The sequence below is a fragment of the Pseudonocardia sp. ICBG601 genome, assembly GCF_020496245.1.
In genome coordinates, this window is record NZ_JAHLJA010000031.1 from 46023 (window position 1) to 59978 (window position 13956).

The 13956-nt window shown below is 72.7% G+C and carries 16 protein-coding genes and 1 pseudogene; 8 read left to right on the top strand and 9 right to left on the bottom strand.

The genetic code is table 11. The annotated features are described in order from the left end of the window. Positions 1-81: 81 nt before the first annotated feature. The 5 genes from KPL57_RS11295 to KPL57_RS11315 form a co-directional block, all read right to left on the bottom strand. Entirely contained in the window at positions 82-513 is a 432-nt protein-coding gene (locus KPL57_RS11295) for a GNAT family N-acetyltransferase (protein ID WP_226351553.1), read from the bottom strand. Positions 514-590: 77 nt separating this feature from the next. Further along, positions 591-1091: a hypothetical protein gene (locus KPL57_RS11300; protein ID WP_226351554.1), complete on the bottom strand. Its 501-nt coding sequence runs from the start codon at positions 1089-1091 to the stop codon at positions 591-593. A gap of 35 nt (positions 1092-1126) precedes the next feature. Further along, positions 1127-1321 carry a hypothetical protein gene (locus tag KPL57_RS11305; RefSeq protein WP_226351555.1) on the bottom strand — a complete coding sequence of 65 codons (195 nt, stop codon included), beginning with the start codon at positions 1319-1321 and terminating at the stop codon, positions 1127-1129. Between the two features lie 9 nt (positions 1322-1330). Next, the gene (locus KPL57_RS11310; protein ID WP_226351556.1) at positions 1331-1753 is read right to left on the bottom strand and encodes a DUF6194 family protein; all 423 of its coding nucleotides are present in this window, start codon (positions 1751-1753) and stop codon (positions 1331-1333) included. 53 nt (positions 1754-1806) lie between these two features. Continuing rightward, on the bottom strand, positions 1807-2265 hold the full coding sequence (locus tag KPL57_RS11315) for an SRPBCC family protein (RefSeq protein ID WP_226351557.1): 459 nt from the start codon (positions 2263-2265) through the stop codon (positions 1807-1809). 36 nt (positions 2266-2301) lie between these two features. Between KPL57_RS11315 and KPL57_RS11320 the strand changes: the two genes are divergently transcribed. Beyond that, complete coding sequence (locus tag KPL57_RS11320; protein ID WP_226351558.1) at positions 2302-2832, top strand: DinB family protein; 531 nt, start codon at positions 2302-2304, stop codon at positions 2830-2832. Between the two features lie 79 nt (positions 2833-2911). Here KPL57_RS11320 and KPL57_RS11325 read toward each other — a convergent pair whose 3' ends face one another. Then, entirely contained in the window at positions 2912-3346 is a 435-nt protein-coding gene (locus tag KPL57_RS11325) for a hypothetical protein (protein ID WP_226351559.1), read from the bottom strand. Between the two features lie 30 nt (positions 3347-3376). Between KPL57_RS11325 and KPL57_RS11330 the strand changes: the two genes are divergently transcribed. Both KPL57_RS11330 and KPL57_RS11335 read left to right on the top strand, forming a co-directional pair. Continuing rightward, positions 3377-3730, top strand: a complete 354-nt coding sequence (locus KPL57_RS11330) for a hypothetical protein (RefSeq protein ID WP_226351560.1) — start codon at positions 3377-3379, stop codon at positions 3728-3730. 83 nt (positions 3731-3813) lie between these two features. After that, positions 3814-4227, top strand: coding sequence for a YccF domain-containing protein (locus KPL57_RS11335; RefSeq protein ID WP_226351561.1), 414 nt, complete (start codon positions 3814-3816; stop codon positions 4225-4227). Here KPL57_RS11335 and KPL57_RS11340 read toward each other — a convergent pair. Continuing rightward, positions 4224-5480: a M18 family aminopeptidase gene (locus tag KPL57_RS11340; protein ID WP_226351562.1), complete on the bottom strand. Its 1257-nt coding sequence runs from the start codon at positions 5478-5480 to the stop codon at positions 4224-4226. The genes KPL57_RS11335 and KPL57_RS11340 overlap by 4 nt on opposite strands. 19 nt (positions 5481-5499) lie before the next feature. Between KPL57_RS11340 and KPL57_RS11345 the strand changes: the two genes are divergently transcribed. From KPL57_RS11345 to KPL57_RS11360, 4 genes are read left to right on the top strand one after another with little or no spacing between them, the layout of a single operon-like run. Continuing rightward, positions 5500-7035, top strand: coding sequence for a GMC family oxidoreductase (locus KPL57_RS11345; protein WP_226351563.1), 1536 nt, complete (start codon positions 5500-5502; stop codon positions 7033-7035). Next, a complete protein-coding gene (locus tag KPL57_RS11350; RefSeq protein ID WP_226361376.1) occupies positions 7028-7507 on the top strand; it encodes an SRPBCC family protein in 480 nt (159 codons plus the stop codon). Before KPL57_RS11345 ends, KPL57_RS11350 begins: the two co-directional genes overlap by 8 nt. Further along, positions 7504-8028 (top strand): GNAT family N-acetyltransferase, encoded by a 525-nt coding sequence (locus tag KPL57_RS11355; protein ID WP_226351565.1) that lies wholly within the window; start codon positions 7504-7506, stop codon positions 8026-8028. The genes KPL57_RS11350 and KPL57_RS11355 overlap by 4 nt, the downstream gene beginning before the upstream one ends. A 26-nt stretch (positions 8029-8054) precedes the next feature. After that, entirely contained in the window at positions 8055-10118 is a 2064-nt protein-coding gene (locus KPL57_RS11360; protein WP_226351566.1) for a M3 family metallopeptidase, read from the top strand. Between the two features lie 67 nt (positions 10119-10185). Here KPL57_RS11360 and KPL57_RS69580 read toward each other — a convergent pair whose 3' ends face one another. Together KPL57_RS69580 and KPL57_RS11370 are read right to left on the bottom strand one after the other, a co-directional pair. Next, a complete protein-coding gene (locus KPL57_RS69580) occupies positions 10186-11814 on the bottom strand; it encodes a glycoside hydrolase family 16 protein (RefSeq protein ID WP_226351567.1) in 1629 nt (542 codons plus the stop codon). Between the two features lie 338 nt (positions 11815-12152). After that, positions 12153-13062 (bottom strand): annotated as a pseudogene (locus KPL57_RS11370) (IS5 family transposase); the annotation flags it as partial. A gap of 216 nt (positions 13063-13278) precedes the next feature. Between KPL57_RS11370 and KPL57_RS11375 the strand changes: the two are divergent. Next, on the top strand, positions 13279-13953 hold the full coding sequence (locus KPL57_RS11375; protein WP_020621680.1) for a response regulator transcription factor: 675 nt from the start codon (positions 13279-13281) through the stop codon (positions 13951-13953). Positions 13954-13956: the final 3 nt, after the last annotated feature.

A 13956-nucleotide genomic window follows, 5' to 3' on the forward strand; every position in this document is an offset into this window, starting at 1 on the left:
CTCCGGTGTCAGGAACGGTCGTCCGAGCTTCCTCCACCGGGCACGGCCCCTGTGCGGTGACCGAACGCCTCCGGAACGGCTCTATACCGTGCGCCGGGATCCGAACTCGAAAAGACTGCCGCCGTCGAGCCGCATGACCTCGATCTCGTCGAGTCCCCGGGCATTCAGACGTTCGTAGAAGCGGATCGCGCTGACGTTCGTGCGGAGTACCCACCACTCCAGGCGTCCGCAGCCACGCTCGGTCGCGAGATCGGCGAGGTGTCCGAGGAGGGCCTCGCCGATCCCCCGGCCGCGGAAAGCCCCATCGACATACAGGTCCTCGAGATGGATACCGGGCCGCCCGAGAATCGTGCTGTACGTCGGATAGAATATCGCGAACCCGACGAGTTGATCGCCCAATGCTACCACGACCGACTCCGCAAGAGGGGATGGGCCGAACAGTGCAGCAGCCAGGTCGGCGGGTTTCGCGATCACGTCCCCCGGAAACGACTCCTCGTCGGCCAGCTCGACCACGAATCGATGCAACGTCTCGATGTCGTCGGGTTTCGCAGGCCGTAGGAGCAAGTCGGACGTGGACGGACGGCCACCCATCACGACAGTGCTTCCCCGTGCGCCCGCGTTGTTCTCAGATACATCGTGGACACGAGCCATCCGATCGCCGCGCCGCCCACGACGGCGACGGGAGACCATTCGAGTATCCCGCCGAGCACCTCGTCACCGAAGAGGTACGAGACGTTCGACCAGTAGTACGGATCGGTATGACTGGTGAAATGCATCTCGGGCCTGCTGGCACGACCGATGACGACGAGATTGAACCCGAGGTAGGCGTAGTACGCCACGATGGCGGCGAGCCACACCGCGATGCCCGCCGCGACGGCCCGGCTCGTCCTGCGGGTAACCGCCGACTCGTTCAGAACGACCGGCAGCAGCGGTACGAGCCACACTCCGAGCCCGAGGAAGAAGACGCCCAGACCGGTCCACCGTTGGATGAAGGTGTGGAAGTAGAAGTCGACGACACCGAAACACAGGCCAACGAGCAGGTAGTAGAGCCACCGTCTGCGCTCGACGACGCGGTGTGGTCTGGGGTCCACGGTTCTCCCTTCGTCGGATCCGCCGCAGGTCATCGCTACCAGCCCCGCCGCTCCAGCACGAAGGTCAGCCGCGCCGTCCCGTCGTCGAGCAGGGTCACGGTGTGCGAGGCCATCAGCCATTCCTGCCCGAACGAGTCCAGCGGGCTCCCCAGCTCCACCTCGGTGGCCTTCCCGGGGGACAACGCCAGATCGTCCTGGGCGACGCGCATCGTGATCAGCCGACGTTTCACCAGGGCAGCCTAGGAATGTCGCCGGGCCGCATTGGCGTGTTTCCGGACGGCGAAGTCGTGCGCCACGTCGAGCAGCTCCCGCACCAGCGGCCAGGTCGTCTCCGGCTCCACCACCGCCACCCAGTGGTAGGCGGCGTAGACCGGGTGCGGGAACAGCACGTCGCGGGACGTCGGGTCGGTGCCCGGATCGGTTGGGAACAGCTCTCGGTATCGGGCGGTCGGCAGCCCGATGTTGAGCCGGAACGCGCCGGGTTGGTCGAGGTTGGAGGCGGTGTCGTTCACGTCGGACCGCACGACAGTCGCCCAGCCCTGGCGGGGGCGTTGCTCGTAGTCGTGATCCGGGTCGTGGATCGCGAACGCGCCCCCGTTCCCCTCCACGATCCGGGTGCCGGGGAACCCGGCGAGTACGGCGATGACCTGCTCGGCGTCCATGCCGCCAGACGAGCACCTTTCCATGATCGTTCGTCCGGCGACAGTGTCTCGGATCACTCTTTCTCGGCGACGGCGGCGAGCAGGTCCAGTGACGCCCGCAGCTGGTCTGTGGTGGTGGCGCGGGCGCGCTTCTGGCGGAACGCGTCGTCCGGGTCGAGTTCGGTCCAGTCGTAGGTGCAGGTCACGCGGGTCGTGCCGTCGCCGACGGGCTCCAGCTCCCAGGGCCACAGGTGCCCGGGCGGCGGCTTCCCCGGCTCCGACGGCAGCCACGCGACGAGCCGCCCCTCGACGAACTCCACGATCCGGTTCTCCCGCACCGCGCCCTGGGTGAGCAGCATGGAGAAGACGTCGCCGACGGCGCGGACCCGCTGCCCGTCCGCTGCCTCGGCGAGGTTGTCGTTGCCGTCCCAGGACGGCTGACGGGCGGGGTCGGCGATGAGCTCGAAGATCGTCGCAGGGTCGGCGGCGACGGTCCGGCTGCTGCGCACCACGGTGGGCGGGATGTCGGTCACGACCGCAGTGGACCATCGCCCGGCCGGGATCGGAAGATGTCGGACCCCGCTGTCACGATCGCGGACATGACCGACCGCGCCCATCCCCCGATGCAGGCCGACGCCCTCACCACGCTCACGGCCTGGCTCGACTTCTACCGCGCCACCCTGATCGGCAAGGTCGAGGGACTGACCGGCGAGCAGGTGCGGGAGGCGTCGGTGCCGCCGTCGTCGCTCACGCTGCTGGGGCTGGTCCGGCACCTGGCGTCCGTCGAGCGGAACTGGTTCCGCCAGGTCCTGGGCGGTGAGGACGTGCCGTCGTTGTACCCGCGGCAGTCCGGAACGGGCCATGACGGCGGCTTCGAGCTCGGGAGCGCGGACCTCACAGAGGCCCGCGCGGCCTGGGAGGCAGAGGTCGCCCGGGCCCGCCGGGTCGTCGAGGAGGCCGGGCCGGACGGCACCGGGTCCCTCGGTGGGAACGCGGTGTCGGTGGTGTGGATCCTGACCCACGTGATCGCCGAGTACGCGCGCCACGTCGGGCACGCCGACCTGCTGCGGGAACGGATCGACGGCAGCACCGGCGTGTGAGGCCGCGTTCCGCGGAACGCGGGTCGTCGTAGGGCGGGGCCGTCGGACGGTGGAGTTCACCGTCCGACGGTGGCGATCGTCAGCAGAAGCCGCGGAACACCCGGTCGGGCTGCAGCTGCGCGTGGTCGGCGAAGTCGGCGAACTCCATGTTCGCGGTCGACACGTTGTTCTCCATCGACCACAGATCGGCGGCGGCGATCCGGAGTGTTCGGCCGGGATCCTGGCGCAGGTCGGCCGCGACGATCGGGAAGCCGTCGTCGTGCAGGGTCCGCTCGTCGACGACGAACAGCAGCGGATGGTGGGCGGCGAGCCCGTCGTCGAGGGCGAACACGACGACGCGGTCGGCGGTCCAGCCGCCGAAGAGGTCCTCGGTGACGACGTCGAACGCGGCGAGGAGGGTCTCCTCGTCCGGATCCCGGGGCGCGATGATCCCGAGCAGCTCGTTCCAGGGGCCCTCACCCGAGTCGGTGCAGGTCCGCACCAGGGGCGGGAGGAACGTCACGGGGAACTCCACCCCGCCATCCTCCCGTGGTCGGATCGGGACATGAGCACCGCACCCAGCGTCGACGGCCGCCGGTTCGCCGGCGTCAGCAACTCCGGCGACGGCGAGGTCGGCCGGGCCACCGTGTTCGACTACCACGAGTCCGACGGCCTGGTGTGGGCCGAGTACTCCGGTGGCGACGTCCGGCTCGGCCGCCTGGCCGGCACCCGCGAGGGCGACCGGCTGAGCTTCCGCTACGTGCACGTGTCCGTCGACGGCGCGTCCAGCTCGGGGCGGTGCGAGGCCCGCCTCGAGGTCCTCGACGACGGCCGGCTCCGCTCGCACGAGACCTGGGCCTGGGAGTCCCGGCCGGGCACGGGGGAGAGCGTCGTCGAGGAGGTCACGGGTCGGACGTGAGGAATGCCGCCCCACCGGAAACCGGGGTCGGCCTCCGGAACATCCCGGAGGGGGGAACCGGACACCTCGGGCATGCTGGACCCATGCTCCGCCTCATCCTGAACGTGGTCTGGCTGGTCCTCTCCGGCTTCTGGCTGTTCCTCGCCTACACGGCCGCCGGGATCATCGCCTGTCTGCTGATCGTGACGATCCCGTTCGGCATCGCCTCGTTCCGGATCGGGCTCTACGCGCTGTGGCCGTTCGGCCGTGAGGCCGTGCGCGACCCGCGGGCCGGTGCGGCGTCGGCGATCGGGAACGTCCTGTGGATCCTGCTGTTCGGCTGGTGGCTGGTGATCGGCCACGTCGTGACCGCGATCGCGCTGGCCGTCACGATCATCGGCCTGCCGATGGCCTGGGCGAACCTGAAGCTGATCCCGGTGTCGCTGCTGCCGCTCGGGTCGCGGATCATCGACACCGACGTCTACGTGCCCGGCTCCCGGGTCGCCGCGCAGGTCTAGCCGGCGTCGGTCAGGAACTCCACACCGGCCCGGGCCAGCAGGCCGGGGTCGTGCACCCCGCACAGCTCGCGCGCGGAGTGCATCGACAGCACCGGGATGCCGACGTCGACCGTCCGGATGCCCAGCCGGGTCGCCATGATCGGCCCGACGGTCGACTCGCACGGCACCGTGTTCTTGGAGACGAACACCTGGCTCGGCACGTCCGCGGCGCGGCAGGCCCGCTTCCAGGCGGCCGCGCCCGGCGCGTCGGTGGCGTAGCGCTGCACCGCGTTCACCTTCAGCGACGGCCCCCGGTTCGGCACCGACAGGTGGTCCGGGTCGTGCTTGTCCAGGTGGTTGGGGTGCGCGGCGTGCGTGACGTCCACCGACAGGCAGCGCGACCGCGAGAACACCGCGTGCCGCTCGTCGAAACCCCCGGCCAGCCGGGTCAGCACCGTCTCCAGCAGCGGCCCGGCGGCGCCGGTCGCACTGGCCGAGCCGATCTCCTCGTGGTCGAACCCGACGAACACCGGGACGGTGCCCGGGTCCCGCTCGACCGCGGTGAGCAGCGCGCTGATCCCGGCGTGCACCGAGGCCCGGTTGTCCAGCCGCGGGGCGGCGAGCAGCTCGTCGTCGCGGCCCAGGGTGGCGGGCGGGGTGAGGTCGTAGGTGAACAGGTCGTGCGCCGCGACGTCCTCCGGGTCCTCGCCGACCCGCACGGCGAGGAACTCGACCAGGTCGCCGCCGTCCGGGTCGCCGAGACCCCAGATAGGGAGCAGGTGCCGCTGCGGGTCCAGGGTCAGGCCCTGGTTCACGCCGCGGTCGAGGTGGATCGCCAGCTGCGGGATGCGCAGCAGCGGCCGGTCCACCCGGACCGGGACGACGCGGCCGTCGTAGAGCGCGAGGCGCCCGGCGAGGCCGAGGTCGCGGTCGAGCCAGGAGTTCCACAGCGCGCCGCCGTAGACCTCGACCCCGACCTGGCGCCACCCGGCGACGCCGACGTCGGGGTTCGGCTTGACCTTGAACCCGGGCGAGTCGGTGTGCGCGGCGAAGATCCGCAGTGGGGCGCCCGGCCCGGACGTGGGCTGCCACCAGGCCAGGATCGTGCCGTCGCGCACCAGGTAGCGCCCGCCCGGCCCGTCGGCCCACGGCTCGTCCTCGCGCTGCTCGGCGAAGCCCGCGGCGGACAACCGGCGGACGGCCTCGGCCACCGCGTGGTACGGCGACGGGCTCGCGGTGAGGAACGAGGCGAGGTCACGTGCAGCGTCGGTCACGTGAGGCATCCTGGCAGCAATGACCAACGGGTTCGACGTGGTGGTGGTGGGCGCGGGATCCGCGGGGTGCACCCTCGCGGGCCGGCTCGCCGAGCGCGGGGTGCGTACGGCCCTGGTCGAGGCGGGTGCCGTCGTCGTCCCGCCGGATTCGATGCCGATCGCGTCGCTCGCCGCGACCGCGCCCGGCCACGTCCTCAACTGGGCCTACCGGGCGACGCTGTGCCAGGGGCGGGAGTGCACCGTGCCGCGGGGACGCGTGCTGGGCGGCTCCGGTGCGATCAACGGCGGCTACTTCGTGCGCGCCGTCCCGGCGGACTTCGCGGACTGGGGCGTCCCCGGCTGGTCCTACGACGACGTCCTGCCGTACTACCGGCGGCTGGAGCGCGACCTCGACTTCTGCACCTCCGACCGGCACGGCGACGCGGGCCCGCTGCGCATCTCGCGCCCCTCGGGCCGGCTGCGGGCCGCGACGACCGACCCGTTCCTGGCCGCCTGCCTCGTGCTCGGCCATCCCGAGGAGCCGGACAAGAACGCCGGCGGCCCGCCCGGCGCGGGCCCGATCCCGACCAACGCCGTCGAGGGGCGCCGGGTCAGCGCCGCCACTGCCTACCTGCCCCCGCCGTGGGGGTACGCGGAGTCGGCCGGGAGGAGCGCAGGCGCAGCGAGCGGCGGCACGGACACGCTGACCGTGTTCGGCGGAGCCCCGGCCGAGACCCTGGTGATCGAGGGTGGCCGGGTCACCGGGGTGCGTGTCGGCGGGCGCACCCTGCACGCGGCCGAGACCGTCGTGACCGCGGGCGCGGTCGGCACCCCGGCGCTGCTGCAGCGCTCCGGGATCGGCCCGGAGGACACGCTGCGGGCCGCGGGCGTCGCCGTGGTGCACGAGCTGCCCGGGGTCGGACGCGGCTGGTCGGACCATCCCGCGGTGTTCCTGCCACTGCGCAGCGGCCTGCCCGACCCGCCCGCCGACGCCGTCGCCGCGCAGGCCGCGCTCCACCTCGACTCCGGTACCGACCCGGCCGGTGACCTGGAGATCCTGCTGTTCGCGCACCCGTTCGCGCCTGGCGGGCCCGCGCACCTGATGTGCGCGGTGCAGCGCCCGGACAGCCGCGGGATGCTCGCCATCACCTCCCCGGACCACGACGACCCGCCCCGGCTGGACTTCCGCTACCTGCGCACCACCTCCGACCGGCACCGGATGCGGGCCGCGGTGCGGATCGCCGCGGACGTCCTGCGCGCCGCGGGCTGGGACCGAGCCGGCCCCGACGACGGCGGCCCCGCCGGCTGGGAGCTCGGCAACGACACCCGGCTCGACGGCTGGATCCGCGACCACCTGACGACCTCGGTGCACCTGTCCGGCAGCGCTTCGGCGGGTACCGGACCGGACGCCGTCGTCGACTCCGACCTGCGGGTGCACGGCCTGGGCGGGCTCCGGGTGGCGGACACCTCCGTCCTGCCCCGCGTGCCGCGGCGCGGGCCGGCCGCGACCGCGATCATGATCGGGGAGCGCGCCGCCGACCTGGTATGCGGCACCGAGGGGGAACGTCGTGCATGACGAGGTCACCGTCCACATGACGGCACCGCCCGAGCGGATCTGGGAGCTGGTCTCCGACATCCGCAACACCGGCCGGTTCTCACCCGAGACCGTCGACGCGCAGTGGCTGGACGGCGCGACCGGCCCGGCCGTCGGCGTCCGGTTCCGCGGCAAGGTCGTCCGCAACGGCCGCGGACCGACCTACTGGTCGACGTGCGAGATCACCGCCTGCGAGCCGGGCCGCGAGTTCGGCTTCGTCGTGCTCCTGCCCGGTGACCGGCGGGTCATCCACTGGCACTACCGGTTCACCCCGGCCACCGCTCCGGACGGCGCCGAGGGAACCGAGGTCACCGAGTCCTTCCGGATGGAGCCCTCGGCCGCCACCCGGGTCTACTGGGCGCTGGTGGGGTGGGCCCGCGGGCGCACCAACCGTGCGGGGATGCGGACGACCCTGGAACGGATCCGCGCGGTGGTGGAGGATCCGCAGGCGTGATCCGTGCCGCCCGCGTCGCCGACGTGCCCACCCTGCGTGAGATCGAGCGCGCGGCGGGGGAGTCTTTCCGGGCGATCGGGCTCGACGTCGTCGCCGCCGACGATCCGCCACCGGCCGCGGTGCTGGCTGCCTATGTGGTGGCGGGGCGGGCGTGGGTGGCCCAGAGGAGCGCAGGCGGAACCGGGGACGCAGGGCCGCTGGTCGGCTACCTCATCGCCGATCTCGTCGACGGCTGCGCGCACGTCGAGCAGGTGTCGGTGCTGCCGTCGCAGCGCGGACGGCGGATCGGGGAGGGGCTGGTCGAGCACCTCGCCGGCTGGGCCCGGGACCGCGGGCTGCCCGCGCTGACCCTGACCACCTACCGGGACGTGCCGTGGAACGGCCCGTACTGGGCGCGGCTCGGCTTCCGTGAGCTGATCGCGCCCGGCCCGGGGCTGCGGGCGATCCGGGAGCAGGAGGCCGCGCGCGGTCTCGACGTGTGGCCGCGGCTCGCGATGCGTCGCGAACTGGCCGGTTCCTGACGGTCCCCGGCCGTAGGGTCGGGCCCATGAGCAATCCGTTCCTCGCCCCGAGCGCGCTGCCGTGGGGTCTGCCCGACACCTCCCGGATCACCGACGAGCACTACCTGCCCGCGTTCGAGGCCGGGACGGCCGAGCAGCGCGCGGAGGTGGCGGCGATCGTCGCGGGGGAGGGCGAGCCCACCTTCGACGACACGATCGTCGCCCTGGAGCGCTCCGGCGCCACGCTGGACCGGGTGGCGCGGCTGTTCTACACGCGGGTCTCGGCGGACTCCTCGCCCGCGGTGCGCGAGATCGAGGCCCACGTCGCGCGGATGCTGGCCGCGCACGCCGACGCGATCGCGCTGGACCCGGGGCTGTTCGCCCGGATCGACGCGCTGCACGCCCGTCGTCACGACCTCGGTCTCGACGCCGAGTCGTTGCGGCTGCTGGAGCGCCACCACCGTGACATGGTGCGCGCCGGGGCCCGGCTCGGCCCCGACGAGCAGGCTCGGCTGCGCGAGCTGAACGCGGAGCTGTCCGGGCTGACCACCCGGTTCGGTGCGGCGCTGCTGGCGGGGGCGAACGCCGCGGCCGTGCACGTCACCGACCGGTCCCGGCTCGACGGCCTGTCCGAGGACGCCATCGCCGCCGCCGCGTCCGCCGCGGCCGAACGCGGCCACGACGACGGCTGGCTGATCACCCTGGTCCTGCCGACCGCGCAGCCCGCGCTCGCGGTATTGACCGACCGGTCGCTGCGCGAGGAGCTGTTCCGCGCCTCGACGACCCGCGGGCAGGCCGGGGAGCACGACACCCGCGACATCGTGCTGGCGATCGTGCGGCTGCGCGCCGAGCGGGCCGCGTTGCTCGGGTACCCCGACCACGCGTCGTACGTGATCGACGACGCCACCGCGGGGACCGCGGAGGCCGCGGTCGCGATGCTGGAGTCGCTGGTCCCCGCGGCGGTCGCCAACGCCGAAAGGGAGGCCGCGGAGCTTGCCGGCGGCGTCGAGGGCGACCTGGAGCCGTGGGACTGGGCGTTCGAGGCGGAGCGGGTGCGCCGCGAGCGTTACGCCGTCGACGACGCGGCGCTGCGCCCGTACCTGGAGCTCGACCGGGTGCTCACCGACGGCGTGTTCCGCGCCGCGTCCGAGCTGTACGGGATCTCCTTCACCGAGCGCACCGACCTGCCCGCCTACCACCCGGACGTGCGGTGGTGGGAGGTCCGGGAGAGCAGCGCAGGCGGAACGAACCTCGACGCCGACAGCGACGGCGAGCCGCTCGGGCTGTTCGGCGCCGACCTGTGGTCGCGGCCGTCGAAGCGGGGCGGTGCGTGGATGAACTCGCTGGTCGACCAGTCGTCGCTGCTCGGGACGCGGCCGGTGGTGCTGAACACGCTGAACCTGAACAAGCCCCCGGCCGGGGAGCCCGCGCTGCTCACCCTCGACGAGGTCCGCACCCTGTTCCACGAGTTCGGGCACGCCCTGCACGGGCTGTTCTCGGAGGTGGAGTACCCGACGTTCTCCGGGACCTCGGTGCCGCGCGACTTCGTCGAGTTCCCCAGCCAGGTGAACGAGATGTGGCTGGAGGACCCGCAGGTCCTCACCTCGTTCGCCCGTCACCACGTGACCGGCGAGCCGCTGCCCGACGAGCTGCTGGCCGCGTCGCAGGCCGCGCGCGGGTACGGCGAGGGCTTCGCGACGACGGAGTACCTGGCCGCGTCGCTGCTGGACCAGGCGTGGCACCGGCTGTCCCCGGCCGAGGCCGCCGGGATCACCGACGTGCTCGCGTTCGAGCAGCAGGCGCTGGAGGCGGCCGGGGCCGCGCACCCGCTGGTCCCGCCGCGCTACCGCAGCACGTACTTCAACCACGTGTTCGGCGGCAGCGGGTACGCGGCGGCGTACTACTCCTACATCTGGGCCGAGGTGCTCGACGCCGACACCGTCGCCTGGTTCGGCGAGCACGGCGGACTGCGCCGGGAGAACGGCGACCGGTTCCGTCGCGAGGTGTTGTCGCGCGGCGGCGCCGTCGACGCGATGGAGGCCTACCGCTCGTTCCGCGGCCGCGACCCGGAGATCGCGCCGCTGCTGGCGCGCCGCGGCCTGGCCGGCTGACCCGGTACACACGACCGCCCGCCGTCCGGTGGGGAGCGCCGGGCGGCGGGCGGTCGGGTGGGGAGCGCTACTTGTACTGACGCATCCAGGCGACGCGCATCTCCGACGGCTCCGGCGAGCCGCCGTCGGGGAAGTAGTCGAGCTGGATCGTGGCGTGCATCGGACCCGGGGGGAACGTGCTCGGGTCCTCGGAGCGGAACCACTCGACGCCGTCGATGTAGCCGACGATCGCGTCCGGGGTCCACTCCACGGCGTAGTTGTGCCACTGGGTGATGTCGATCTGCTTCTTGGCGTCCTTCTGCGAGTTCGAGCTGCCGTAGTGCAGGAAGAAGGACACGTCGTCGCTGGCGCTGGTGGTCTCGGCGAAGTCGATCTCGCCGCCCTCCGGCCAGGAGACCTCGCTCGGCCACAGCAGCAGCACGGGGTGGTACTGCTTGTCGCCCTTGGGGAACTGGGCGCGCATCTCCCACTTGCCGTACTTCTGCGGGGTGCCCCAGGCCATGCCGCCGGTGTTGCCCTGCGAGTCGCCGCGGATGACCAGGTTGCCGTTCTCCACCGAGATCGCGTCGGAGGTGCGCTTGCCCTGGCCGTCGTGGCCTTCGCCGTTGTAGGGCGACCAGTTGCTCCCGAGGGTGGACCCGAGGAACTCGTCGCCGCCGATGGCCTGCCAGCCCATCTTCAGCGCGGCCTGGATGCCGTCGCCGGCGACCTGGACGGCGCCGCCGATCGGACCGGCGGGGGCACCACCGGACCCGCCGGAGTTCGCGGCGGCCCGTGCCCGTTCGGCGGCCTCGCGACGGCGCTGTTCGGCACGACGCTCGGCGGCCTCCTGCGCGGCCAGTGCCTGACCGATCTGGCCGGACGCGCCCTGCGCGGCGTCGCCGAGTGCGGAGCCGCCCCCGTTGGCCAGCACCGGCCCGGCCGACAGCGTGGTGTCCGACGCCGACCGGCGCGACGAGTCGTTGACCATCGCCGCGGACAGCGACGGGTCCTCGGTACCGGGCTGCAGCAGCGTCAGCACCATCGTCGCGGCGAGCACCGCGGCGGCGCCGACGCCCAGCGGGGCGAACCGGCGGATGCGGGAGCGGGTGGGACGGGCGCGGTCGATCGCGACGACCGAGCCCGTCCCCGACAGCGAACCGGAGCCGTCCGGCTCGTGCAGCCCGGCGATGACCCCGCCGTCGACCTCGGTGCGCGGCGCGGGCACCTCGGCCTGCAGGGTCTCGGGCCCGTCGGGCACGGGGGAGGTCGACGGGGAGGGAGCCCCGCCGAACAGCTCCACGCCGGACAGCCCCGCCGCCGACGACGACCCGACCCGCCGTGCGCGACGGCCCGGCGTCCGGGTGGCGGGCACGGCGTGCGCGCCCGTCCCGGTGACCGTCGCGTCCCCGGCCACCGCGGTGTCCCCGGTGGCACCGTGCGCCCCGGTCCCGGTGACCGCGTGCGGCCCGGTCCCGGTGACGGTGTGCGCCCCGGTTCCGGTGACCGCGTGGGACCCGGTGCCGGTCGTGCGGCTGCGTGGTGCCCACGGGCCGGGGTCGGCCGTGTCGGCCCAGGTGATCCGCCCGGCATCCGTCGCCGCGGCACCGGTGGGGGAGTCCGCCGTGACGGCGGCACCGGTGTCGTCGGGGTCGGAGCCGGAGCGGGCGTCGCGGTCGTCGTCGTCGAGGACGCGGTGCCGCCCGGAGGCGCTCACCCGGTCCATGAGCTGGGTGGCCGCGGGTACGGCCGATCGGGCCGTGTCGTCCGCCGGGGCGGAGGACGCGGCATGCCTGCCCCGGGGAGACGGCACAGAGGGGGAGCTGTGCTCGGCGGCGAGTCGCGCGATCAGGTCGCGGGGGTCGACCTGATCAGCCGCAGCGGAACTCTTCCGTCGCATGAGGGGGGACTCTAGGTAGGGTGACCGACTGTGAACACCCTCGCTGAGAAGGGTGGTTGCGTCTCCGCGCCGACAGGTCGTCGGAGAGCGCCGAAGAGCAAGATCCCGCCATTTCGGCAGTATTGCTGGGCCGAACAGAGCAACCGCACTCTCAGAGCGTGTTTGGAAATTCTAGTGGGTTGAGGGTGTCGTGTGTTTCTGCTGGCGGGTGGCGGGGTATCCACGGGCGATGCGGCGGGTGATGGTGTTGATCGCGGCCCAGCGGATCATGGCTTCGGATGTGGTGGGGTGGCGTTCGTAGTCTCGGGCCAGGCGTCGGTGTGCGGTGAGCCAGGCCAGGGTCCGTTCGACCACCCACCTTCGTGGGAGGACGGTGAATCCGCGCTGCTCGGGTGGCTTGCGGATGATCTCGATCGTTGTCTGCAGGATCGTGGCGGCCCAGTCGAGCAGTCGCCCGGCGAAGCCGGCGTCGGCGTAGACGAACCGCACCCTGGTGCGCAGGTAGAGGTTGAGCAGGATCGGCTTGGCGCCGTCGCGGTCCTGTACCGAGGCCGAGCACACCATCGTGGTCAGCAGCAGACCGAGGGTGTCGGTCACGATGAACCGTTTCCGTCCGCCTGTCTTCTTCCCGGCGTCGTAGCCGCGGGAGTCCTGGCCGACGGTGTCGGCGCCCTTGACCGACTGGGAATCGATGATCCCCGCACTCGGCTCCGGATCACGGCCCTCGGCGATACGTAACTGCCCCCGCACGACCGGGAGGATCTTCTCGGTGACCTTCTGCTGTTCCCACTGGTTGAAGTACCAGTAGACGGTCTGCCAGGGCGGGAAGTCCACCGGCAACGCCCGCCAGGCACACCCGGTCCGCACGACATACAAGATCGCGTCCAGCACGTCCCGACGAGCATGAGCAACAGGCCGCCCCCGCCGCGCGAGCGGCGGTAACAACGGCTCGATCACCACCCACTGGGCATCACTGGTGTCCGAGGGGTACCGGCGCGGTCGTTCCTGCATGCCGACCACGATGGAGCACCCCAGCCGTGTCGACCATCCCGACACACCCACCATTTCCAAACACGCTCTCAGGTGCACCCATTCGGGCTACACGGTCACGGTACGTCGCACCGTTAGCCGATTGTGACGGGCTACCGGTCGCGGAACAGTGGCCGTGCCTCCCCGGTGCTCCCCGCACGACCTCCCCGCTCCCCGACCTCCGCAGGATCTGTGAACGATCACGCTCCCCCCGTCACGCCGTCCCTCCCGATCCCCGCACCGCGTTCCGAGATGCGCGCGCTCTGCGTGCTGCTGGCGCTGCCGCCGTCGGCGGGCACCGCCGCGCTCGGCCGCGGGCTGCGTCAGGACCTCGCCGCGGAGGGCGTGGATCTCGTCGTCGTCGCCGACGGCATCGAGCTACTGGACACCCTGCGCTCCCGCGGCGCGGACCTGCTCGTGCTCGACATGGAGCTGCCCGGCCCCGAACCCTCGGTGCTGCTGGGCGCCGTCCAGTCCGAGTCGCCACCGACCCCGGTGATCACCGTCGTGCCGCGCGAACGGCGGGCCGGGGTGATCGGCATGCTGCGCGGCGACCGCGACGACTTCCTGATCCGGCCGTTCGTCCCGGACGAGCTCGCGTCCCGGATCCGGCTCCGGCTGCGTGCCGCCGCGGGCCTGCCGGCGCCGACGGTGCTCGGCCACGGCGGCCTGTCCGTCGACGTCGACGCCGGACAGGTCTTCGTCGACGGCCGCCGGGTCGCGCTGTCGCCGACCGAGTACGCGCTGCTGCTCGCGCTGGCCGAACGGGCGGGCGAGCCGGTCGCGCTCGACGACCTGGGCCGGCGGGCCTGGACCGAACCGGTGTCGGCCAACCTGGTGCAGGTCTACGTGTCCTACCTGCGGCGCAAGATCGGTCCCGAACGGATCAGGACCATCCGGGGGCTGGGCTACCAGCTGGACGGCTGAGCA

Excerpts from the sequence above, each read along its gene's own strand:
- KPL57_RS11375 (WP_020621680.1), top strand. The coding sequence starts at position 13,279 with ATGCGCGCGCTCTGCGTGCTGCTGGCGCTGCCGCCGTCGGCGGGCACC.
- KPL57_RS11310 (WP_226351556.1), bottom strand. The coding sequence starts at position 1,753 with ATGGACGCCGAGCAGGTCATCGCCGTACTCGCCGGGTTCCCCGGCACC.
- KPL57_RS11360 (WP_226351566.1), top strand. The coding sequence starts at position 8,055 with ATGAGCAATCCGTTCCTCGCCCCGAGCGCGCTGCCGTGGGGTCTGCCC.
- KPL57_RS11320 (WP_226351558.1), top strand. The coding sequence starts at position 2,302 with ATGTCGGACCCCGCTGTCACGATCGCGGACATGACCGACCGCGCCCAT.
- KPL57_RS11335 (WP_226351561.1), top strand. The coding sequence starts at position 3,814 with ATGCTCCGCCTCATCCTGAACGTGGTCTGGCTGGTCCTCTCCGGCTTC.
- KPL57_RS11345 (WP_226351563.1), top strand. The coding sequence starts at position 5,500 with ATGACCAACGGGTTCGACGTGGTGGTGGTGGGCGCGGGATCCGCGGGG.
- KPL57_RS11330 (WP_226351560.1), top strand. The coding sequence starts at position 3,377 with ATGAGCACCGCACCCAGCGTCGACGGCCGCCGGTTCGCCGGCGTCAGC.